A 21288-nucleotide genomic window follows, 5' to 3' on the forward strand; every position below is an offset into this window, starting at 1 on the left:
CGCTAACGAAGACCGGGGCGTGATCGGAATCGCCGGGACCGGTTCCCGGGAATGCGCGCGATCGGTGTCCGGAATCGTTACGGCCGCGTACGGACACCGTGTCCTCTATTCGACGGCTGATGGCGAAGAGCTCGATTCCGTCGTGATTGCCTCCGCTTATCCTGAACATGTCCCCTCGACATGGCGCGAGAAAGCGACGAATGGCGCCATTCATGGCGCACACGATTGTGAAAAGGGGTAATGTCTCTCCCGGTCCGGGTCGAGACAGTCCGGTCCCACGAACTCCAGGAGGAAAAGTGGCCCAGAAGATCACGCTTGTCGACGATATCGACGGAACCCCTATCGATTCCGGTGACGGCGGTACCGTCCGCTTCAGCATCGAGGGCGCCAACTACGAGATCGATCTCGGCCCCGACAACATCGCCGAGCTCCACTCGGCCCTCGAGAAGTTCGTCTCGAGCGCCCGCCGCGTCGGCTCGCGCCCCGCGGCCGCCACGAGCGTCGCCACCGCCTCCAAGAGCGACCCCAAGCAGCTCAAGGCCATCCGCGAGTGGGCGAACGCCAACGGCCACCCCGTCTCCGACCGCGGACGCATCCCCTCCGAGGTCCAGGCCGCCTACCAGGCCGCCCACAAGTAGCGGCCGCCGGGCCCCGGCCCGGTGAGACGCCGCGCTCCCGGGCCTCGCGCCCGGTGAGCGGAAGGCCCCCGTGATCCGATCGCGGGGGCCTTCGGCGTGCCTGTCGCCGAGCCCGTCAGAACAGGCGCGTGTGCGAGTCGTCGGTGCCGCGCATGGCCTCGTAGTCGAGCACGACGCAGCGGATTCCGCGGTCCTCGGCGAGGGTCCGCGCCTGCGGCTTGATCTCCTGAGCCGCGAAGACTCCCGTCACCGGGAAGAGGTGCGGATCGCGATTCATCAGCTCGAGATAGCGGGTGAGCTGCTCCACTCCGTCGATCTCGCCGCGGCGCTTGATCTCGACGGCGACGGCGGCTCCCGAGGAATCGCGGGCGAGGATGTCGACCGGGCCGATCGCGGTCATGTACTCGCGCCGCACGAGAGTGTGCCCCTCTCCGAGGAGGCCGATCTGCTCGGCGAGAAGGCGCTGGAGATGCGACTCCACTCCGTCCTTCACGAGTCCCGGATCGACGCCGAGCTCGTGCGCCGAATCGTGCAGCACCTCGTGGATCGAGACGACGAGAGCGTCGCCGGTCTTGCGGTGCGCGACGGTCCACTGCTGTGCGACTCCCGCGGCACGCGCCTCCTCGTCGGGCTCGCCCGTGATCAGCGTGCAGGGCGGGCTCATCCAGTTCAGCGGCTTGTAGGAGCCGCCGTCGGAGTGGATGAGGACGCTCCCGTCGGCCTTGACGAGCAGGAGGCGGGTGGCGAGCGGGAGGTGGGCGCTGAGACGGCCGGTGTAGTCGACGGAGCAGCGCGCGATGACGAGACGCACCCGTCGAGGATAGACGGCGCGGCTCCGGCGGGCTCCCGGCTCAGCGCGCGGCGACGGGAGGCCGGCGGCCGAGCGGAGGAGCGGGCGGCGGCACCGAGAGCGCGGCGCGCAGCGCGACGGCGAACTCGGCCGGCGCCTCCGCCCACGGGTGGTGGCCGCTCGACTCGATGACGGCCAGGCTCGCCTGCGGCAGGAGCGCGGTGAGCGCCTCGAGGGCGGCGACGCCGGTCACCGGGTCGTCCTCACCGCCGAGGACGACCGCGGGGCAGTCGAGGCGCTGCAGAGCGTCGCGGATCGCCGCGGTGCCGTGGGAGCCCGCGGGAGCCGTGTGCTCCGCGCGGGGGCCGGGAGCCCGGTCGTCGATCCCGAGCCAGGCGGTGCCCGGGGCGATCAGGAGCAGGTGGGCGACGCGCTCGGGCGCGTCCACAGCGGCGAGCAGAACGGCGCGGCATCCGGAGTCGTGCGCGGCCAGATCGAGCTCGTCGACGCCGAGGTGGCGGCGCAGGTCCTCCACGTCGGCGGCCGTCGTGGCCGGGGGAGCGGGAGGCAGCTCCGCGGAGCCGCCCACTCCGCGCGGGTGCAGCACGAGGACGCGGCGCGTGCAGGCGATCGAGGCGAACGAGCCGAGGTAGGAGGGGTGGCGCTCCGGCTCGCCGGGAACGACCACCAAGGGCCGCCCCTGACCGGCTCCGTGCTCGTCGACGTGGAGCAGGGCGCCGTCGCGCGCTCGATACCGCATCCGCTCCCCCTCCGCCGTCGTGCTGGGAAGCCTAGGGGGAGGCGCGCCGGGGCGCCTCGGCCCCACGGGGGCTTGCGGAGGCGGGTGGAGCGCGGCGGTCAGCTCCGCCGGCTGCGGGCGGCGGGGGAGGCGAGCCCGGCCACGACCACCAGGGCCAGCACCAGGAAGAGGGCGTTCAGCAGGCCGTAGTGCTCGCCGAGGAAGCCGATCGCCGGCGGTCCGACCAGGAACGCGACGTAGCCGAGCATCGCCACCGCGCTGACGCGGGCGGCCGAGTGCGGTCCCTCCGCCGCGGCAGACATGCCCACCGGGAAGCCGAGCGAGCAGCCCAGGCCCCAGGCGACCGCGCCGACGACGACGAGCGCGTCGACCGGGGCGAGGATGAACAGCAGGATGCCGACGATCGCCAGCCCGGCGGAGGCGCGCAGCACCGGGACGCGGCCGAAGCGGTCGAGCACGGGCCCGCCGATCACGCGTCCGACGGTCATGGCGGCGACGAACACGCCGAACACGACGGCGGCGGTGGTCTTGTCGGTGCCGTGGCCGTCGACCATCGCGAGAGTCAGCCAGTCGTTCGCGGAGCCCTCGGCGAAGGCCATGCCCAGCATGATCAGGCCGATGAGGACGAGGCGGCCGTCGCGCCAGACGCCGAGGGAGGCGGCGACGCGCTCGCGGACCGGCGGCTTCACCGTGGTCGCCGCGCCGGAGGTGTCGAGCTCCTCGCGGACCGGGACGAAGCGGATCGCGATCACCGCGGTCACGGCGATCACCACGGCGATCGCGCCGAGGTGGACGGCGACGGGGACGGCGAGGGCGGAGGCGCCCGCGCCGATCAGCGCGCCGGCCACGGTGCCGAGGCTGAAGAAGGCGTGGAACAGCGGCAGGAGCGTCTTGCCGAAGGCCTTCTCGTTGGCCGCTCCCTCGACGTTCATCATCACGTCGACCGCTCCGTTGCCGAAGCCGAGCATCGCCATGCCGGCGAAGGCGGCGGGGAGGACGCCGATGACGTCGGCCGAGACGCCCAGCACCGCGAGGCCCGCCGCCGAGACGGTGAGGCCGAGCGCCATGCCGCGCCGGGCGCCGATCGCGCCCATGACCGGCGTCGAGAACGCGAGTCCGACGATCGCGCCGATCGACATCGAGAGGATCAGCAGGCCCACTCCGGCGGTCGAGAGCTGGAGCTCGTCGCGGATGGCGGGGGTGCGCGAGACCCAGGTGGCGATCGAGATCCCGCTGAGGACGAAGATCGTGAAGACGGCGTTGCGCCAGGCGACCAGCTGCGGGCGCGTGAGCGCGGACGTCGAGGTCATGGCGGTTCTCCTGGTGCGGGCGGGATCCGGACACCGGATCGAGAGGCACGGTCGAATCGATTCGAAGCGAGCCGGTCTAAGCTATCCGGAACCCCGGGGACGGTCAACCGACGACGAGCGCGCCGCCCCCACGAGGAGGAACGTGGAACCCCGCAAGAGCCCCCGGCCGACGCTCGCCCGCGTCGCGAGCCGGGCCGGAGTGTCGCCCTCCACCGCCTCGCTGGTCTTCAGTGGCTCCGGCCCCGTCTCGGAGGCCACGAAGGAGCGGGTGCTGCGCGCGGCGTCCGAGCTCGACTACGCCGGCCCCGACCCGCGGGCGCGCTCGCTCCGCCGCGGCCGCTCGGGGATCGTCGGGGTCGTCGTGGACGAGCGGATGCTGCACGCGTTCCGCGACCCGATCAAGATCGCCATGCTCGACGGGATCGCCGACGTGCTCGGCGGGGTCGACGCCGGGATCCTGCTGCTCACCGAGACGGGCGACGGCGCGGGCCTGCTGGCGACCGCCCCGGTCGACGCGATGATCCTGGTCGGCTGCAGCCCGTCGGTCGACGACTCCGTCGCCGTGCTCCGCCGCCGGGGAGTGCCGGTCGTCGTGGTCGAGGGCCTCTCGGAGCTGGGCGGCGCCGTGATCTCGCTCGACAACCGCGAGGCCAGCCGCACTCTGGCCGAGCACCTCCGCGACCTCGGCCACGAGCGGGTCGCGGTGGTCTCGCTCCCGTTCGCGAAGGACCGCCGCCGCGGCGCGATCCCGGCCGGCTGGCGCGCGAGCCCCAGCATCACTCCGGTCGACCGCCTTCTGGGCGTGCAGGACGTCTTCCCGGAGGCGTCGGTCGTCGCGGCCGCCGCCAGCTCGGTCGACGAGGGGGTCGCCGCGGGGCGCACTCTGCTCGAGGGGGCGGAGCGGCCGACCGCGGTCGTCGCGCAGAGCGACCTGCTCGCCGCGGGCGTGATCCTCGCGGCCGAGGAGCGCGGGCTGCGCGTGCCCGAGGACCTCTCGGTGGTCGGCTTCGACGGCGTCCAGGTGCCCGGGCTGGCGGCCGAGTACGACCTGACGACGATGGCGCAGCCGGCGGTCGAGAAGGGCCGCGCGGCGGGTCGGGCGGCGGTCGCTCTCCTCGCCGACGAGGAGGCGGAGGCGGTCTGCTTCCACGCCGTCTTCCACCGCGGGAACACGAGCGCTCCGCCGCGCTGAGCGGAGTTGTCCACAGGTTTCTCCACAGGGGGGAGGGCAGGGTCAGCGGAGCCAGACGTCGCTGCGGACCCGGAGGCCGAGGGTGATCGCGCGGGCGCCGAGGAAGCCCACGGCGAAGGCGAGCCAGAGCGCGAGGAGGCGCCATTCGGCGGGCGCGGCGGGCGCGAGCAGGGCGAGCGGGACGAAGACGGCGAGGTTCGACAGGCCGCTGAACGCCAGGTAGCGGCCGTCGCCGGCACCGATCAGCACGCCGTCGAGCACGAAGACGTAGCCGCCCAGCGGGGCGGTGAGGCCCACGACCGCGATCGCCGCGGGCAGCAGCCGCAGCACCTCCTGGTCGCTGGAGAAGACGTACGGCAGGACACCACTCAGACCGGTGACCAGCGCTCCGAGCACCACGCCGGCGCCGATTCCCCAGGTCACGCAGCGTTTCGTGACCGCACGCGCCTGCGCGGCGTCGCCCGCGCCGAGGAGGCGGCCGAGCAGGGCCTGCGCGGCGATCGCCACCGCGTCGAGGGCGAAGGCGACCGTCGAGAACAGCGTCATCGCCACCTGGAAGGCGCCCAGCTCCTCCGCCCCGAGCGAGGTGGCGGTCGCGACCGCGAGCAGGATCGCCGCGCGGAGGCTCGCGGTGCGCAGCAGCATCCAGCCGCCGGATCCCGCGGAGGAGGTCAGGCCCGCGAGGTGCGGCCGCAGCGGTGCGCCGACCCGCCGGGCGAGCCGCAGCGCGACTCCCGCGTAGGCCGCGAGCATGGCCCACTGCGCGATCACCGTCCCCAGCGCGGAGCCGGTTATCCCCAGGCCGGCCGGGTAGATCAGCACGGCGTTGAGAGCGGCGTTGAGGGCGGATCCGCCGGCTGCGATCACCAGCGGAGTGCGGGTGTCCTGGAAGCCGCGGAGGAGCCCGGTGAGCGCGAAGACGCCGAGCATGGCGGGGATCCCGGCCATGCTCACCGCCAGGTACCGCACGCCCGCCTCGGCCACCGCCGGCTCCGCGCCGAAGAGCGCCACGACGGCCGGAGCGGCCAGCGCGCCCGCCACCGCGATGCCCGCGCCCAGGAGCAGGGCCAGCCAGCCGCCGTCGATCCCGGCCGCCACGGCCCTCCGCTCGTCGCCCTCGCCGAGGGCCCGGCCCACCCGCGGAGTGGTGCTGTACGCGAGGAAGACCATCAGGCCGACGATGGTCTGCAGCACCGTGCCGCCCAGCGCGAGCCCGGCGAGCGGGACGGCGCCGAGGTGGCCCACCAGGGCGGAGTCGGTGAGCAGGAACAGCGGCTCGGCGACCAGCGAGCCCAGCGCTGGGACGGCGAGCCGGAGGATGCTGCGGTCGAGGGCGGAGGTCACCGCTCGACGCTAGCGGCTGCCGCGGCTCCGGGACGGGCGTACCGTGGGCGGGATGCAGCGCTTCGGGATCGGGCTGGCGGCCGTGGGCCGGCCGGCGTACATCACGGCCGGGCGCGACGACGACCTCGGCCCCGCCGCCGAGCGGAGCGTCGACGCGCTGCGCGAGCGCACGCACCTGCTGCTCGACGCGGCGTGGGACGCCGGCGTCCGCTTCCTCGACGCCGCGCGCTCCTACGGGCGGGCGGAGGAGTTCCTCGGCGGCTGGCTCGCCCGGCATCCGGAGCGGCGGGCGGAGCTCACGATCGAGTCGAAGTGGGGCTACGAGTACGTCGGCGGGTGGGCGATGGACGCGCCGGTCCACGAGCGCAAGGAGCACTCGGTCGCGATGCTCGACCGGCAGTGGCCGCTCACGCTCGACGCGCTCGGCTCGGCGCCCGACTCCTACCTCGTCCACTCGATCACTCCCGTGAGCCCGGCCCTCACCGACCGCCCGCTGCTGGACCGCCTGCGCGGCCTCGCGGGCTCCGGAGTGCGCGTCGGCCTCTCGACGAGCGGCCCCGAGCAGGCGCGCGTGATCGAGCTCGCCCGCGCGATCCCGGAGTCGCCGTTCAGCGCGGTCCAGAGCACCTGGAACCCGCTCGAGCAGTCCGCGGGCCCGGCGCTCGCCGCGGCGCACGACGACGGCTGGCTGGTGGTGGTCAAGGAGGCCCTCGCCAACGGGAGACTCGTCGCGCACCCGATCGAGCACGCCGGTGCCGCGCCGGACGCCGTCGCCCTGGGGGCCGCCCTCGCGCAGCCCTGGGCCGACGTCGTGCTGAGCGGCGCGGCGACTCCGGAGCAGCTGCGGGCCAACCTGCGCGCGCGGCCCCTGGAGCTCGCGGACCTCCCGGCGCTCGCCGTGGATCCGGCCGGCTACTGGGCCGAGCGCTCCGCCCTCGACTGGACCTGAGAGCATTCGCACGAAGGAATGCGTGCGTTCCGGCGCCGCACCCGATAGCGTTCCCCTCAGCACCCCGTCTGCCCTCTCTGCGAGGGCTGGCGCGCGGATCGGCCCTCGTGATATCGCCCGAGGGGATCCGCCTCGGCCCGCCACCCCTCTTCGAGTGCGGCTGAATCGAGCTTTCCTCTGCGCCCCCTCGGAGCCCCTCAGCCGGTCCTAGCGTGACGCGCAGGTCGTCGATGCGACCGGCTCGCCACCACCCCCAGGCGAGCGTTCGATCCTCGATCCGACGCCCAGCGGAGTGCCCCATGTCCCGTGCCCGAACCGTCCTCCTCGTCACCGCCGCTCTCGTCGCGGGCCTGCTCACGGTGCCGAGCACCGCGCTGGCCGCGGCTCCCGGCACCACTCCCGTCACGGGCTTCGAGAGCGGCTCGCCCGCGCTCACGGCCGTGACCGGCACGGCCTCCACGGCCGTCTCCGACGACAGCACGGAGGGCGACTCGTCGCTCGAGGTCTCGTACGACGTGACCGGAGGGCTCGCCGAGCTCGGCTTCGAGCCGCTGGAGGCGCCCGTCGTCCCCGCTCCGGCCTCGGCCCTGACCGTCGACCTCCGCGGCGACGGCTCGTACAACACGGTCTACCTGCGGATCCGCGACACGAGCGGCGAGACCTTCGTCCACCGCGTCGACGCGATGCGCTCGACCCAGTGGCAGACGCTCACCGTGGACCTGACTGCGGAGCCGGCGGCCCGCGACGGCGGCGACGGCAACGGAGTCATGGACGCGCCGCTCACCGTCGCCGGCGTCCTCGTGGTCCGCAACGGCGAGCAGCCGCCCGCGGGCACCTTCGCCCTCGACGATCTGCGCGCGGACACCACCGGCTGGACCCTCCCCGTCGCCGCGTCGACGTATCTCGCCGCCGGGCAGAGCTCCGCGCTCTCGTTCGACGCCGGCGCGGCCGGCGACTGGGAGCTGCGTCTCGCGGACGCCGCCGGCCTCTCGCGCACCCTCACCGGCACGGCCGCCGCGGCGGGCCCCGTCGCCGTCGACTGGGACGGACGCGACGACTCCGGAGCCGCGATGACCGGCGACGTGCGCGCGGTGCTCCGCCAGGACGACTCGGCCGACGGCTCCCTCGGCGCCGCGACGACCACCGGCGTCCCGTTCCTGCTGACCCTGGCCGCGGCCGACGACCCCGACGCGACCTCGGTGGTCGAGGCCTTCGACGGCGGAGACGCCGGCTGGGGAGTGGCCACCGGATCCGCCACCCTGCGCCGCGCCTCCGCCGCCGAGGCGAAGGGCGGCGCGACCAGCACCGAGGGCACCGACGCGCTCGCCGTCGACTACGACCTCACCGACGGCATGGCCGGCATCACCCGCACCGCTCCGCTCGACGTCGCCACCGGCCCGGTCACGGGGCTGAAGGTCGACCTCAAGGGCGACGGCAGCTACAACACGGTCTACCTCCGCGTCGCCGACGCGAGCGGCGAGGCGTTCACCTACCGGATGGACGCGATGCGGCAGACCACCTGGACCACGGTGCCCATCGACCTCACCCAGGACCCGGTGCTCGCCGAGGGCGGCAACGCCGATTCCGTGCTGGACATGCCGCTGACGCTGACCGGCTTCTTCGTCGTGCGCAACGGCGAGCAGTCCGCCACCGGCTCCCTCGTGCTCGACAACCTGCGCGCGGTGAGCAGCCGGTGGACGATGCCCGTCGCCGACACGGAGTTCCTGGTGCCGTCTGAGGGCGGAGTCGCGAGCCTCGCGTTCTCGGCCGCCACGGCCGGCGACTGGATGATCGTCCTCCGCGACGGCACCGGCCGCAGCCGCTCCCTCACCGGCACCCTCGCGGAGCCCGGCGAGACCGCCGTGCAGTGGGACGGCAAGGCCGACGACGGCCAGGAGATGGACGGCCCGATCCGCAGCACCTTCCTGCAGGACTCGAGCCCGGACGGGCAGTTCGCCGCGACGCGGACCCGCTCGGCGACTCCGACCCTGCTGACCGTCGCCGCGGCGCAGCCGTCGACGACCAGCGTGGTCGAGGGCTTCGAGGGCGCGGCGTCGGGCTGGAGCGTCGCGATGGGCTCGGCGGCCGTCTCGCGCACCAGCGCGCAGAAGACCCAGGGCTCCTACGCCCAGCGGATCGACTACGACGTCTCGTCGGGCCTGGTCGAGACGGTGCAGAGCACCCCCGCGACCGTGATCGCGAAGCCGGCCTCGTCGCTCCGGATCGACCTCAAGGGCGACGGCACCTACAACACCGTCTACACGCGCCTCCGCGACGCCTCGGGCGAGACCTTCACCTACCGTCTCGACGCGATGCGCTCGACGGCGTGGGCGACGATCGACGTCGACCTCACCGCCCCGGCCGCGCTGATCGAGGGCGGCGACGGCGACCAGGTGCTCGACTTCCCGGTGAAGCTCTCCGGCGTGATCATCGTGCGCAACGGCAGCCAGCCCGCCACCGGGACCGTCGTGCTCGACAACCTGCGCACCCTCGCCACCGGCTGGTCGCTGCCGGCGGCCGCGACCGCGTTCTTCACCCCCGGTTCCTCGGCGACCACCTCGTTCTCGTTCACCGCGGCCGGCCCGGGCGACCACCGGCTCGAGCTGCGCGACAAGGAGGGGCGCGTGAAGACGATCACCGGGCGTGCGGCCGCGGCCGGACCGGTCACCCTGACCTGGGACGGCTCGGACGACTCCGGGACCCGCATGCGCGGCGACGTCAGCGGCGTCTTCTCGCAGGACGGGACGGACGACGGCGCTCTCGCCTCGAACGCCACCCGCAGCGGGATCCCGCTCCTGCTGACCCTCGCCGAGATCGACGCGGACGCGAGCCTCGCGCAGTCCTTCGACTCCGCCGGGACCGACTGGGTGCAGGCCGCCGGCACTGCCACCCCCTCGACCTCGGCCACCCGCACCGAGGGCTCGGGCGCGCTGAAGATCGCCTACGACCTCTCCCGCGCCGACGCCGAGATCGAGACCGCGACGACTCCGGTGCCGCTGCTGACGCAGCCCGCGACCGCGCTCAAGGTCGACCTGCTCGGCGACAGCAGCTGGAACACCGTGTTCCTCAAGCTGCGGGACGCCACCGGCGAGATGTTCTTCTACCGGGTCGACGCGATGAGCCTCAGCCGGTGGACGACCGCGACGATCGACCTCCGGTCGCCCGCCGCGAACACCCACCTCGGCAACGACGACGGCGTGCTCGACTACCCGGTCTCGCTGGTGCGGATCAACGTGGTGCGGAACGGCGCCGCGGCCCCCGCCACCGGCACCGTCGTGCTCGACGACCTGCGCGTGCTCGACAAGGACTGGACGCTGCCGACCGCGAGCGCCCCGCGCTTCTCGCGCGAGAACGCGGCCACCACGACCGTCCGCTTCACCGCGGGCGGGCCCGGCGACTACGCCCTGGTGCTGCGCGACAGCGCCGGCCGCACCCGCACCTTCGGCGGGACCGCCGCCGCCGCGGGCGAGATCACCGCGACCTACGACGGCACCGACGACAGCGGAGCCGCGATGGCCGGCAGCATCGCCGGCCGCCTCACCTGGGACACGACCGCCGACGGCGCACTCTCGGGAGCCGCCACGGCGACCCGCCCCTACCTCACCGGAGTGAGCGCCCGCGTCACCGAGGCGTCGCCCACGTCGATCAGCGGCATCAACAGCTTCCTCACCGAGCAGGACTCGCCCGCCGAGGCCGACCGGCAGGCCGCCCTCCTCGAGGACGCGCAGGTGCGCTGGGCGCGCGAGGAGTTCGAGTGGAAGCGCGTCGAGCCGCGGAAGGGCTTCTTCGACTGGGCGAAGTTCGACCAGGCCGTCGCGATCAGCCAGGCGCGCAACGTCGACATGATCGGCAAGCTCGCCTACTCGGCGCCCTGGGCCTCCTCGGCTCCGGCCGGCACCGCGGCGGAGGACGCGCAGTACTACCCGCCCCGCAGCAACGCCGACTTCGCGGCGTACGCGGCGGCGACCGTGGCCCGGTACAAGGACCGCGTGCACGTCTGGGAGGTGTGGAACGAGCCGAACACCGACTACTACTGGCGCGGAGGCGCCACGGCCGGCCAGTACGGCGAGATGCTGAAGGCCGCGTACACGGCGATCAAGGCCGTGGACCCGACCGCGACGGTGCTGGTCGGCGGGCTCGACCAGTTCAGCGACCCGTTCATGGCGGGCGTGCTGGCGGCCGGAGCGGGCGACTCCTTCGACGGACTCGCGATCCACACGTACACGGTCGACGGAGCGCCCGAGACCGGAGCGATCCCGACCTACCTCGACGCGGCGCAGAACTTCCTCGCCCGCAGCGCGCCGGGCCGGAGCCTGTGGATCACCGAGGTCAGCTGGGCGACGTGCACCACCTGCACCGGCGCCACCAGCGAGGCCGACCAGGCGTCGTACCTCTCGCGCTCCTACCTCGACGCCGCGGCCCGCGGGATCGAGGCGATCGCCTGGTACAACCTCGTCGGCGGCCCCGACCCGCAGGCGCCGCTGGACACCTTCTCGGTGACCGAGCGCTCCGGACGGCAGAAGCCCGCCTACGAGGCGCTGAAGGAGGTCGGCGCGGTCCTCGCGACCGGCACCGCGGTCGGCCGGGCGAGCGCGACCGCCTCCGCCTCCCCGGTGACGGTCGACGACCTCTCCTCCACGAGCGGATGGGCCGTGGCTCCGATCGGCGGCGGGTCCGCCTCGCTCGCCGCGACCTCGACCGGCTACTCCGGCTCGGGCGCGCTGAAGCTGACCTACGACTTCTCCGGCGCCTCGAAGGGCGCGCAGCTGCACACCTCGCGCACCCTCCCCGGGTCGCCCACGGCGGTCTCGGTCCGGGTCAGCGGCGACGCGAGCACCAGCCCCGTCTACCTGAAGCTGCAGGACGCGACCGGGGAGACCTTCCAGGGCCTCGTCGGCAACGTCGGCGGCTCGCCGTGGCAGAAGATGACGCTGTTCTCGGACGGTCTGAACGCCAACTACACGCACGCGGGCGGCGACGGCGACGGAGTGTGGGACTACCCGGTGAAGCTCGTGGACGCGTTCGTCTACAAGGCGATGTCCGGCATCTCCTCCGGCACGGTCTCGATCGACGACGTGACGGCCGACTACGGGGTGAACCTGCACGGGACGGTGCTGCAGACGCCGACCGAGACGGTGCAGGCGCTCTTCACCGCGGGCCCGTCGACGGCCTCGGTGCAGGTCTCGGGGGCGACGGCGTCGATCCGGACCACCGCGGGAAGCACGCCGCTGACCGTCGCCGACGCTCACGCGACGGCGGCACTCGGCCGGACGCCGACGTTCGTGGTCTCGGCGCCGGGGATCACCCGCCCGGGCGGCACGACGACGCTCGACTGGATGACCGGCGACGGCGCGACGACCAGCGTCGCGGTGCTCACGGCGTCCGGCGGAGTCGCGAAGCAGCTGACCTCGTCGATCCGCCACCTCGCGGGCCGGCAGACCCTCGCCTGGGACGGACGCCTGACGAACGGCGCGGTCGCCCCGGCCGGGTCGTACAGCATGCGCATCACGACGACGACTTTCGACGGGCGCACCGGCGTGCAGAAGGTCGCGTTCACGCAGCCCTGACGCGGGCCGCTGCGGGACGGCCGCTCCTCGACTCTCCAGAAGTTGTCGCACTCGGGTGTCGAGTGCGACAACTTCTGAGGTCTCGGGCCGGCCGTCCTCCTCGACCCTCCAGGAGTTGTCGCATTCGGCGTCGAGTGCGACGACTTCTGGACAGTGGGGAGCGACGGCCGGCGCTCAGAGGGTGGCGAGGATGGCCGCCGCCGCCGCCGCCGTGGCGGCGTCCGTCACGGGCGTGTCGATCAGCGCGCCGCGGACGGCGCCGATGATGCTCGCGGTCTTCTCGGCCCCGACCGCCACGCCCACGGCGTGCGGCACGGCCGCCAGGTCCTCGCGGGAGACGCGGACCATCCGGTCGCTGCCGGGGGACTCGAGGGCGCTCCCGTCGGCGTGGAAGAAGCCGAGGCACGCGGAAGCGCACCGCCCCCGGAGGGACGGTGCGCTTCTGCGGCGGATCAGACCGCGACGAGCCAGGTGAGCTGCGAGTGCGGCTCGACGATCAGCGGGCCCAGCTCCCTGTTGAACTCGGCTCCGTAGTCGGCCGAGATGTGCGCCTGGAAGGCGTCCTCGTCGCGGTAGACCTCGTAGACGAAGAACCGGGCCGGATCGTCCTCCCGGCGGTAGGGCGTGAACTCGACGTTCCCCGGCTCCCGGCGGACCAGGACGGCGAGGTCGGCGATCATGCCGGCGACCGTCTCCTCGTGGCCGGGCTTCGCCGTGAACTCGGCGTAGAGGATGCGGGCGCTCATGCCGTCGCCGCCCCGGTCATGATCGCGACCGCGTCGGTCATCGAGTGCGACTGCGGGGTGATCGTCGCGGCCTTCTTGCCGAGGCGCTGGATGTGGATCCGGTCGGCCACGTCGAAGACGTGCGGCATGTTGTGGCTGATCAGGATGACCGGGATGCCGCGGTCGCGCAGGTTGCGCACGAGCTGCAGCACCTGGTTCGACTCGCGGACGCCGAGGGCGGCGGTCGGCTCGTCGAGGACGACGACCTTCGAGCCGAACGCGGCGGCGCGGGCGACGGCCACGGCCTGGCGCTGTCCTCCGGAGAGGTTCTCGACCGGGACCGTGACGTCCTGGAGCGTCGAGATGCCCAGCTCGGTCAGCTCGGCGCGCGCCTCCTTGCGCATTCCGGCGGTGTCGAGCATCCGGAAGACGGAGCCGAGGATCCCCTTCTTGCGCTTCTCGCGGCCGAGGTACAGGTTCGAGGCGACGTCGAGCGCCGGGGAGACGGCGAGGTTCTGGTAGACCGTCTCGATGCCGGCGCCGCGGGCGTCCTGCGGGCGCTTGAACGAGACGGGGCGGCCGTCGAGGAGGATCTCCCCCTCGTCGGGGATCTCGGCGCCGGTGAGGCACTTGATCAGCGTCGACTTCCCGGCGCCGTTGTCGCCGATGATGGCGAGGACCTCGCCGGGGTAGAGCTCGAGGCTGACGCCGTCGAGCCCGACCACGCGGCCGAAGGTCTTGACGAGGCGCTTGGCCTGCAGGACGGGGGTGCGGGCGGCGGCGGGAGCGGTGCCCGCGGCATCGATGAGGGTCACTTGCGAACCTTCCGGATCCACTGGTCGACCGAGACGGCGACGATGATGAGGACGCCGACAGCGAGCGTCTGGTAGAGGACGTCGAGCCCGGCGAGCGAGAGCCCGTTGCGGAAGACGCCGACGATGAGGGCGCCGAGGAGCGTGCCCCAGACCGTGCCGCGCCCGCCGAAGAGGCTGGTGCCGCCGATGACGACCGCGGTGATCGAGTCGAGGTTGAGGTCGGCTCCGGCGTTCGGGCTCGCCGCGTTGGTGCGGCCGATCTGGATCCATGCGCCGATGGCGAGGATCGCGCCGGCGGCGAGGTAGACGCTCATCAGGACGCGGTTCACGCTGATGCCGGCCAGGCGGGCGGCCTCCTTGTCGTCGCCCACAGCGTAGACGTGCCGGCCCCAGGCGGTCTTGCCGAGGATGAACGCGACCACGATGTAGACGAGGAGCATCAGCAGGACGCCGTAGCTGATGCGGACGCCGAGGATGTCGAAGGTGCCGCCGGTGGAGGGCAGCAGGGCCGGCATGTCGGTGCCGCGGACCGTCGAGCCGCTCGAGTAGAGGAGCGTCAGCGCGACGAAGATGTTGAGCGTGCCGAGGGTGACGATGAACGGAGGGAGCCGGAGCTTCGTCACGAGCAGGCCGTTGAAGGCGCCGGCCGCGAGGCCGACGATCAGGCCCAGGAGCAGGGCGACGACCGCCGGGAGCCCGTTCTCGGTCGCGGTCTGCGCGATGACCATCGAGGTGAGGACCATGACCGCGCCGACCGAGAGGTCGATGCCGGCGGTGAGGATGATCAGCGTCTGCGCGACGGCGAGGGTGCCGACCACCGCGACCTGCTGCGTGATGAGCGAGAGGTTCGACGGGTCGAGGAAGCGGTCGTTCAGGAGCCCGAAGACGATGACCGCCAGGACGAGGACGACCGCCGGGCTGACGGCCGGATAGCGGTGCAGGACTCCGCGGACGCGGTCCAGCGGCGTGCGGCGGTCGAGGAACTCGCTCGCGAGGTCGAGTGCGGAGGTCGGCGGATTCGGGTCGGTGGTCTTCTGAGCCACGATGGCCTTTCTGGAGTCGCTGGGAGCGGGAGGAGGAGGGCGGGGCGCCGGAGCGCCCCGTCCGCGGTGGGCTACTCGCCCCAGCAGATCCCGGCGGCGTCGTCGGAGGTGATGCTGTCGAGGCCGTCGACGGGGGTGTCGGTCACCAGCTGCGAGCCGGTGTCGAAGAAGTCGAGACCCTCGCTGGTGCTGGGCTTGGTGCCGTCCTCGGCGAGCTGGGCGATCGCCTCGACGCCGAGCTGGGCCATCTTCACCGGGTACTGCTGCGCGGTGGCGCCGATGAGACCCTCCTTGACGTTCTTCACGCCGGCGCAGCCGCCGTCGATCGAGACGAGCAGGACGTCCTTCTCCTTGCCCGCGGCCTGGAGGGCCTGGTAGGCGCCGTAGGCGGCGGGCTCGTTGATCGTGTAGACGACGTTCACGTCGGGGTTCTTGGACAGGAGCGTCTCCATGGCGGTGCGGCCGCCGTCCTCGGCGCCCTGAGTGGCCTCGTTGCCGACGATCTCGTAGTCGCCGCCGCTGTAGCTGCCGGTCTTCGCCTCGTCGCCGTTGGTCTGGTCGTCGGCGACGTCGATCCCCATGCCGGTGAGGAAGCCCTGGTCGCGGTTGTAGTCGACCGAGACGACCTTGTCGTCGAAGAGGTCGAGCATCGCGATGGTCGCCTTCTTCCCGTCGAGCTGCGCGGCGGTCCACTCGCCGATGGCCTCGCCGGCCTTGAAGTTGTCGGTGGCGAAGGTGATGTCGACGGCGTCGGCGGGGTCGGGCGCGGTGTCGAGGGCGATCACGAAGAGACCGGCGTCGCGCGCCTTCTGGATGGCGTCGACGACGGAGGGGCCGTTCGGGGTGATCAGGATGCCCTTGTCGCCCTTCGAGATCGCGTTCTCGATGGCCTGGATCTGGGTGTCCTCGTCGCCGTCCTCCTTGCCCGCGGCGAGCGTGAGGTTCACGCCGGCGGAGGTGGCCGCCTCCTTGGCGCCGTCCTCCATCGCGACGAAGAAGGGGTTCGTCGTCGTCTTGACGATGAGGGTGACGCCGACGCCGTCTCCGCTGCCGGCGGTGGAGCCGGCGTCGGACGAGCCGGGACCGGAGCTGGAGCAGGCGGTCATGCCCAGGGCCGCGAGGATCGCGACGGAGCCGAGGCCGATGTACCGGGTGAGGCGAGGGGAACGGTTCGTCATTGAAAGTCCTGTTCATAAGGCGGGAGCAGCCTCCCGACAACGATGTCAGAGGTAGGTCTATCGGGTTGCTGGCGCTAAGGTCAAGCGATCCTCCAGAAAGCGAGACCAGACCGTGACATCGTTGTCAGATCGAAGCGGCGCCGGTGCAGGCCGCCGTCCGACCATGAAGCACGTCGCCGCTCTGGCCGGCGTGGGCATCAAGACGGTCTCCCGGGTCATCAACGGCGAGCCGAACGTGTCGGCCGCCACGATCGAGCGGGTGCAGGCCGCCGCCTCGCAGCTGCAGTACCAGCCGGATCTGCACGCCGGGAACCTCCGCCGCTCCAACGGGCGCACCAACACCCTCGGCCTGCTGGTCGGCAGCGTGGCGAACCCCTTCTCGGGTGCTCTCCACCGTGCCGTCGAGGATCTCGCGAACGAGCGCGGTGTCGCGGTCTTCGCCTCGAGCCTCGACGACGACCCCGCCCGCGAGCGCTCCTCGGTGAACGCGTTCGTCTCGCGGCGCGTCGACGGGCTCATCCTGACCACGGTCGCGCCCAGCCAGGCTTACCTGGGCGTCGAGGTCGACCGCGGCACGCCCGCCGTGTTCGTCGACCGCATCCCCTCGGGCATCACGGCGGACGCGGTGATCACCGACAACGCCGCCGGCATCGCCCGCGCGGTGGGCCACCTCGCCTCCTTCGGGCATCGCCGCATCGCGTTCCTCGGCGACCGGCCCGAGATCTTCACCGCGCAGGAGCGGGAGCGCGGCTTCCTCGAGGAGATGAGCCGCCTCGGCCTGCCGGTGCCGCCCGCGTACGTGCGCCACGGCGCCCACGACGAGCACGCGGCGGAGGAGATGGCGACCGCTCTGCTCGACCTCGAGGTGCCGCCGACCGCCATCGTCGGCGGGCAGAACCTGATCACGATCGGCGTGCTCGCCGCGCTCCGCCGTCGTGGCGCGCACCGAAGGGTCGCCCTGATCGGCTTCGACGACATCCCCCTGGCCGAGCTGCTCGAGCCCGCCGTCTCGGTCATCGCGCAGAACCCCGCGGTCATCGGGCGGACGGCCGCCGAGCGGGTGTTCCTCCGCCTCGACGGCGAGGACGACCCGGCGCAGACGTTCGTGATCCCCACCGAGCTGATCGCCCGCGGCTCCGGCGAGGTGCCCTGCCCCGACTGAGAAGCGGTGGGACGGGATCTGATCTTTCTCCCAGGCCTCTCTTGAATTGTCCGGAGGACAGTCCGTAGATTGCCCAGCAATTGACAACGTTGTCACTCGTGACACGCGCAACGAAGGGCGTTCTTCCGTGCTTTCTCCTCATCGCTCGCTCCCCCGGCGCGGCGGCCTGGTGGCCGTCGCCGCCGCGCTCTGCCTCGTCGGCGGCGGGCTCTCCGTCCCCGCCGTCTCCGCGGCTCCGCTCGACCGCGCCGCGGCACTCGACGCGGCCGCCGAGACCTACCGACCGGCCGTCCACTACTCGCCGACGAAGAACTGGATGAACGACCCCAACGGTCTCGTCTACTACGAGGGCGTCTACCACCTCTACTACCAGTACAACCCGCAGGGCACGCGCTGGGGGAACATGAGCTGGGGCCACGCCACCAGCACCGACCTCACGCACTGGACCGAGCAGCCGCTCGCGATCCCGGGTGACGCGGAGTCGGACATCTTCTCCGGCTCAATCGTCGTCGACAAGGACAACACCTCCGGATTCGGCACCGCCGAGAACCCGCCGCTGGTCGCGATGTACACCGCGGCCTACAAGACGGGGGAGCAGGCGCAGGCCCTCGCCTACAGCACCGACGCCGGGCAGACCTGGACGAAGTACGACGGCAACCCCGTCATCGACCGCGACCAGAACGACTTCCGCGACCCGCACGTGTTCTGGTACGACGGCGGCACCCCGGAGTCGTCCTACTGGGTCGTCGTCACGGTCGAGGCGGACGACCACAAGGTCCTCCTCCACAAGTCGACAGACCTGAAGAACTGGACCGAGCTCAGCGAGTTCGGCCCGGCGAACGCGACCGGCGGCGTCTGGGAGTGCCCCGACCTCTTCCCGCTGGCGGTCGACGGCGACCCCACGAACGTCAAGTGGGTGATGGTCGTCAACCTCAACCCGGGAGCGGTGGGCGGCGGCTCCGGCGGGCAGTACTTCGTCGGCGACTTCGACGGCACCACGTTCACCTCGGAGTCGACCGTCGGCTCCGACACCCTCCCCGAGGGCACGACCCTCGCCGGCTTCGACGACGGCACCTACAACGGCTGGACCGTGGACAACGAGCCCGGGAACTGGAAGAACGGGCCCTTCGCCTCCACTCCCGCCACCGGGCCGATCGACGGCCAGCAGACCGTCACCGGCTTCGCCGGGACGGGACTGATCAACGGGTTCAACGACGGCGACTGGCCGGTCGGCTCGATGGAGTCGCCCGACTTCACGGTGGACCAGGACCACCTGAACTTCCTCGTCGGCGGCGGGAACCACCCGCACGTCGACGGCACGCAGCTCGCCAACGACCCGCCCGCCGGGAGCGAGCTGCTCTTCGACGGCTTCGAGTTCCCGGACCAGCAGGGCCTCGCGGACAACGGCTGGGCAGTGACCGGCGACCTCGCCGGCGGCACCAACCCCTCGACCAGCGGCGGCGAGTTCTTCCTCGGCCAGAAGCGGATCAACACCTTCGACGGCGGACCGAAGGGCGACGACAACCTCGGCACTCTGACCTCGCCGGAGTTCACGATCGACAGGAGCCACGTGAGCATGCTCGTCGGCGGCGGCTTCCGCCCCGAGGGCGACCCCCAGACCCTCGAGGTGCAGCTCGTCGTCGACGGAGAGGTCGTGCAGACCACCGCCGGCACGAACGACGGCGCCCTGAACTGGAAGAGCTGGGACGTCTCGGCCTACCAGGGGAAGGCGGCGCGGATCGTCGTCGTCGACGACGCGACCGGCGGCTGGGGCCACCTCACCGTCGACCACATCGTGCTCGCCGACGCTCCGGCGCAGGTCCGCTCGAACGAGACGAGCGTGAACCTCGTCGTCGACGGGGAGATCGTCCGCACCGCGACCGGCAGCGACAGCGAGTCGCTGGACTGGAAGAGCTGGGACGTCGCCGACCTCGCCGGCCGCACGGCGCACCTGCAGGTCGTCGACAACAACCGCGCCGGCTGGGGCCACATCCTCGCCGACCAGTTCATGCTGTCCGGCGAGCCCGCGCAGAGCCGCCTCGTCGACTACGACTGGCTCGACTGGGGCCGCGACTACTACGCCGGAGTCACCTTCGACAACGCGCCCGACGACAAGCGGATCATGATCGCGTGGATGAACAACTGGCAGTACGGCGAGGCCGTCCCCACCGGAACCTGGCGGGGAGCGATGGCGCTCCCGCGCGAGCTCGCCCTCGAGACCGTCGACGGCGCCCCGAAGCTCGTGCAGAAGGTCGTCGATCAGACCGCGGCCCTCGAGCGCGGCGACGAGGCGTTCACGCTGGGCGGCACGGACATCGCCGACGGTGAGACCGCACTCCCGGCCGCGGCCGAGGGCAGCGTCTACAAGCTCGACGCCACCTTCAGCGCCGGGGACGCGGACTCCTTCGGACTCTCGGTCCGCAACTCCGCTGACGGCTCCCAGCGCACGCCGATCACCTACGACGTCGCGTCCGGTCAGCTGAGCGTCGACCGCACCCGCTCGGGCGACGTCGGCTTCGACGCCGACTTCCCGTCGGTCGAGACCGCGCCGGTGGCCCTCGACGACGGGAAGCTGCACCTCGAGCTCTACGTCGATCACGCCTCTGTCGAGACGTTCGCGCAGGGCGGCCGCGCGACGATCACCGACCAGGTCTTCCCCGATCCGAGCAGCACGGGAGTCTCGCTCCTCTCCTCCGGAGGGACGGCGCGCCTCGAGGGCCTGACGGTCACTCCGCTCACGCCGTCGATGTTCACCGACCCCGCGGCGGTCGCCTCGCTGACCCCCGCGGGCACGGCGCAGACCGTCGAGACCGGAGCGGCGATCATCGGCCTCGGAGTCACCGCGGCGAACGCGGCCGGCGAGCCGGTGGCGGGCGCGGACGTCGCCTACACGATCGAGGGTCCGGCCCGCTTCGCCGACGGAGGCACGACCGCGGCCGCGACGACCGGCGCCGACGGCTCCGCTCCGCTCCCCGCGGCCACGGCGGGTCCCGGCACGGGTGCCGTCTCGATCACCGCGGTCTCGGGAGGCGTCAGCCGGCTCCTCCCCGCCGTCACCGTCGTCGCCCCGGCGACCCGGGTCGACGTCGACGTGACGATCACCGGCGTGAAGCGCGGCGGCTCGGTCGTGCTGACCGCCACCGCGACGAACGAGGGGAGCACGCCGGTCCGTCTCAGCATCCCGACGGCCTTCGGTGAGCTGAAGGTCACCTCGCTCGCGGCGGGCCGCACGAAGACGGTCTCGGTCGACACGCACCTCTCGCGGGTGCCGTCGGGCTCGTTCCGCGTGACGGCGACCGCACCGGACGGGACCCGGGAGACCTTCCGGGTGGCGTACCGCGGCACCGGCGAGTAGCGGCGACGGAGCGGGCGGCGGTTCCGGGCTCGACCCGGGGCGGCCGCCCCCTTCTCCGTGCCCGCTGCCGGATCGCGCGTCCGTAGACCGCGTCCGGGCGCCACACCCGGTCGCGGGAGCCGCCGAAGGACGGCCACCGGCCCGGTTAGGGCTCCTCCTCGCGCCGCCCGGTACCCCGCCGCTGCAGCCCTTTCGCTCCGAGCGCGGCGCCCAGGATGAGGATCGGGCTGCCGATCAGGAAGAGCCGGTCCGACGACGCGGGGAACGCGGTCATCAGCAGCCAGAGGACGACGAGTGCGGCGGCGACGACAGCCCCGAACAGGAGCCAGGGGCGCAGGCGGCGAGTCCCTTCCTCCTCCGACATCAGAAAGGCGCCGATGAGCGGAGGCCGGGAGCGGTCGTCCGGCTGCGAGGGGCCACGCCGCCGGTCGCTGCCGTCCGCGCCGGGAGGAGTCCGTTC

At 72.6% G+C, this 21288-nt stretch carries 16 protein-coding genes; 6 read left to right on the forward strand and 10 right to left on the reverse strand.

Translation table 11 applies throughout. The features are described from left to right. The first annotated feature begins 296 nt into the window (after positions 1–296). Positions 297–638, forward strand: coding sequence for an Lsr2 family protein (locus C5D08_RS01750; RefSeq protein WP_181110125.1), 342 nt, complete (start codon positions 297–299; stop codon positions 636–638). A 115-nt stretch (positions 639–753) separates the two neighbouring features. On the opposite strand, the gene nucS is transcribed toward C5D08_RS01750, so the two are convergent. The 3 genes from nucS to C5D08_RS01765 all read right to left on the reverse strand — a co-directional run bounded on the left by nucS (position 754) and on the right by C5D08_RS01765 (position 3498). Beyond that, positions 754–1449, reverse strand: coding sequence for an endonuclease NucS (gene nucS, locus C5D08_RS01755; RefSeq protein WP_104275531.1), 696 nt, complete (start codon positions 1447–1449; stop codon positions 754–756). Between the two features lie 40 nt (positions 1450–1489). Continuing rightward, entirely contained in the window at positions 1490–2188 is a 699-nt protein-coding gene (locus C5D08_RS01760; RefSeq protein WP_104275532.1) for an alpha/beta fold hydrolase, read from the reverse strand. Positions 2189–2286: 98 nt separating this feature from the next. Continuing rightward, positions 2287–3498, reverse strand: a complete 1212-nt coding sequence (locus C5D08_RS01765; protein WP_104225755.1) for an MFS transporter — start codon at positions 3496–3498, stop codon at positions 2287–2289. A gap of 142 nt (positions 3499–3640) precedes the next feature. Here C5D08_RS01765 and C5D08_RS01770 point away from each other — a divergent pair, with 142 nt between their 5' ends. After that, positions 3641–4690 (forward strand): LacI family DNA-binding transcriptional regulator, encoded by a 1050-nt coding sequence (locus C5D08_RS01770; protein WP_258065025.1) that lies wholly within the window; start codon positions 3641–3643, stop codon positions 4688–4690. Between the two features lie 42 nt (positions 4691–4732). Here the strand turns inward: C5D08_RS01770 and C5D08_RS01775 are convergent, their stop codons facing one another. Beyond that, positions 4733–6034, reverse strand: a complete 1302-nt coding sequence (locus tag C5D08_RS01775) for an MATE family efflux transporter (protein ID WP_104275533.1) — start codon at positions 6032–6034, stop codon at positions 4733–4735. Between the two features lie 52 nt (positions 6035–6086). Between C5D08_RS01775 and C5D08_RS01780 the strand changes: the two genes are divergently transcribed. Both C5D08_RS01780 and C5D08_RS01785 read left to right on the forward strand, forming a co-directional pair. Then, positions 6087–6983, forward strand: coding sequence for an aldo/keto reductase (locus C5D08_RS01780; RefSeq protein WP_104275564.1), 897 nt, complete (start codon positions 6087–6089; stop codon positions 6981–6983). Positions 6984–7282: 299 nt separating this feature from the next. Continuing rightward, complete coding sequence (locus C5D08_RS01785) at positions 7283–12550, forward strand: FlgD immunoglobulin-like domain containing protein (RefSeq protein WP_104275534.1); 5268 nt, start codon at positions 7283–7285, stop codon at positions 12548–12550. A gap of 174 nt (positions 12551–12724) precedes the next feature. Here the strand turns inward: C5D08_RS01785 and C5D08_RS01790 are convergent, their stop codons facing one another. From C5D08_RS01790 to C5D08_RS01810, 5 genes are all read right to left on the reverse strand, one after another. Continuing rightward, entirely contained in the window at positions 12725–13021 is a 297-nt protein-coding gene (locus tag C5D08_RS01790; protein WP_104275535.1) for a sugar-binding domain-containing protein, read from the reverse strand. Continuing rightward, positions 13003–13296 (reverse strand): putative quinol monooxygenase, encoded by a 294-nt coding sequence (locus tag C5D08_RS01795; protein WP_104250283.1) that lies wholly within the window; start codon positions 13294–13296, stop codon positions 13003–13005. The genes C5D08_RS01790 and C5D08_RS01795 overlap by 19 nt, the downstream gene beginning before the upstream one ends. Beyond that, positions 13293–14090: an ATP-binding cassette domain-containing protein gene (locus C5D08_RS01800; protein ID WP_104250284.1), complete on the reverse strand. Its 798-nt coding sequence runs from the start codon at positions 14088–14090 to the stop codon at positions 13293–13295. The genes C5D08_RS01795 and C5D08_RS01800 overlap by 4 nt, the downstream gene beginning before the upstream one ends. Beyond that, the gene (locus C5D08_RS01805) at positions 14087–15133 is read right to left on the reverse strand and encodes an ABC transporter permease (RefSeq protein WP_104275536.1); all 1047 of its coding nucleotides are present in this window, start codon (positions 15131–15133) and stop codon (positions 14087–14089) included. The genes C5D08_RS01800 and C5D08_RS01805 overlap by 4 nt, the downstream gene beginning before the upstream one ends. Before the next feature lie 71 nt (positions 15134–15204). Next, positions 15205–16311: a substrate-binding domain-containing protein gene (locus C5D08_RS01810; protein WP_104238959.1), complete on the reverse strand. Its 1107-nt coding sequence runs from the start codon at positions 16309–16311 to the stop codon at positions 15205–15207. Between the two features lie 163 nt (positions 16312–16474). Between C5D08_RS01810 and C5D08_RS01815 the strand changes: the two genes are divergently transcribed. Further along, positions 16475–17473 (forward strand): LacI family DNA-binding transcriptional regulator, encoded by a 999-nt coding sequence (locus C5D08_RS01815; protein WP_104275537.1) that lies wholly within the window; start codon positions 16475–16477, stop codon positions 17471–17473. Positions 17474–17600: 127 nt separating this feature from the next. Continuing rightward, positions 17601–20828 carry a GH32 C-terminal domain-containing protein gene (locus C5D08_RS01820; RefSeq protein ID WP_258067205.1) on the forward strand — a complete coding sequence of 1076 codons (3228 nt, stop codon included), beginning with the start codon at positions 17601–17603 and terminating at the stop codon, positions 20826–20828. Between the two features lie 145 nt (positions 20829–20973). Here the strand turns inward: C5D08_RS01820 and C5D08_RS01825 are convergent, their stop codons facing one another. Further along, positions 20974–21192, reverse strand: a complete 219-nt coding sequence (locus tag C5D08_RS01825; RefSeq protein ID WP_104275538.1) for a hypothetical protein — start codon at positions 21190–21192, stop codon at positions 20974–20976. Positions 21193–21288: the final 96 nt, after the last annotated feature.

This window comes from Rathayibacter sp. AY1B6, assembly GCF_002932755.1.
In the GTDB taxonomy this organism is placed as follows: domain Bacteria; phylum Actinomycetota; class Actinomycetes; order Actinomycetales; family Microbacteriaceae; genus Rathayibacter.

Bases quoted from the DNA above. Each gene is read 5' to 3' on its own strand.
- C5D08_RS01765 (WP_104225755.1), bottom strand. From the start codon at position 3,498: ATGACCTCGACGTCCGCGCTCACGCGCCCGCAGCTGGTCGCCTGGCGC.
- C5D08_RS01825 (WP_104275538.1), bottom strand. From the start codon at position 21,192: ATGTCGGAGGAGGAAGGGACTCGCCGCCTGCGCCCCTGGCTCCTGTTC.
- C5D08_RS01780 (WP_104275564.1), top strand. From the start codon at position 6,087: ATGCAGCGCTTCGGGATCGGGCTGGCGGCCGTGGGCCGGCCGGCGTAC.
- C5D08_RS01785 (WP_104275534.1), top strand. From the start codon at position 7,283: ATGTCCCGTGCCCGAACCGTCCTCCTCGTCACCGCCGCTCTCGTCGCG.
- C5D08_RS01760 (WP_104275532.1), bottom strand. From the start codon at position 2,188: ATGCGGTATCGAGCGCGCGACGGCGCCCTGCTCCACGTCGACGAGCAC.
- C5D08_RS01795 (WP_104250283.1), bottom strand. From the start codon at position 13,296: ATGAGCGCCCGCATCCTCTACGCCGAGTTCACGGCGAAGCCCGGCCAC.
- C5D08_RS01815 (WP_104275537.1), top strand. From the start codon at position 16,475: ATGAAGCACGTCGCCGCTCTGGCCGGCGTGGGCATCAAGACGGTCTCC.
- C5D08_RS01810 (WP_104238959.1), bottom strand. From the start codon at position 16,311: ATGACGAACCGTTCCCCTCGCCTCACCCGGTACATCGGCCTCGGCTCC.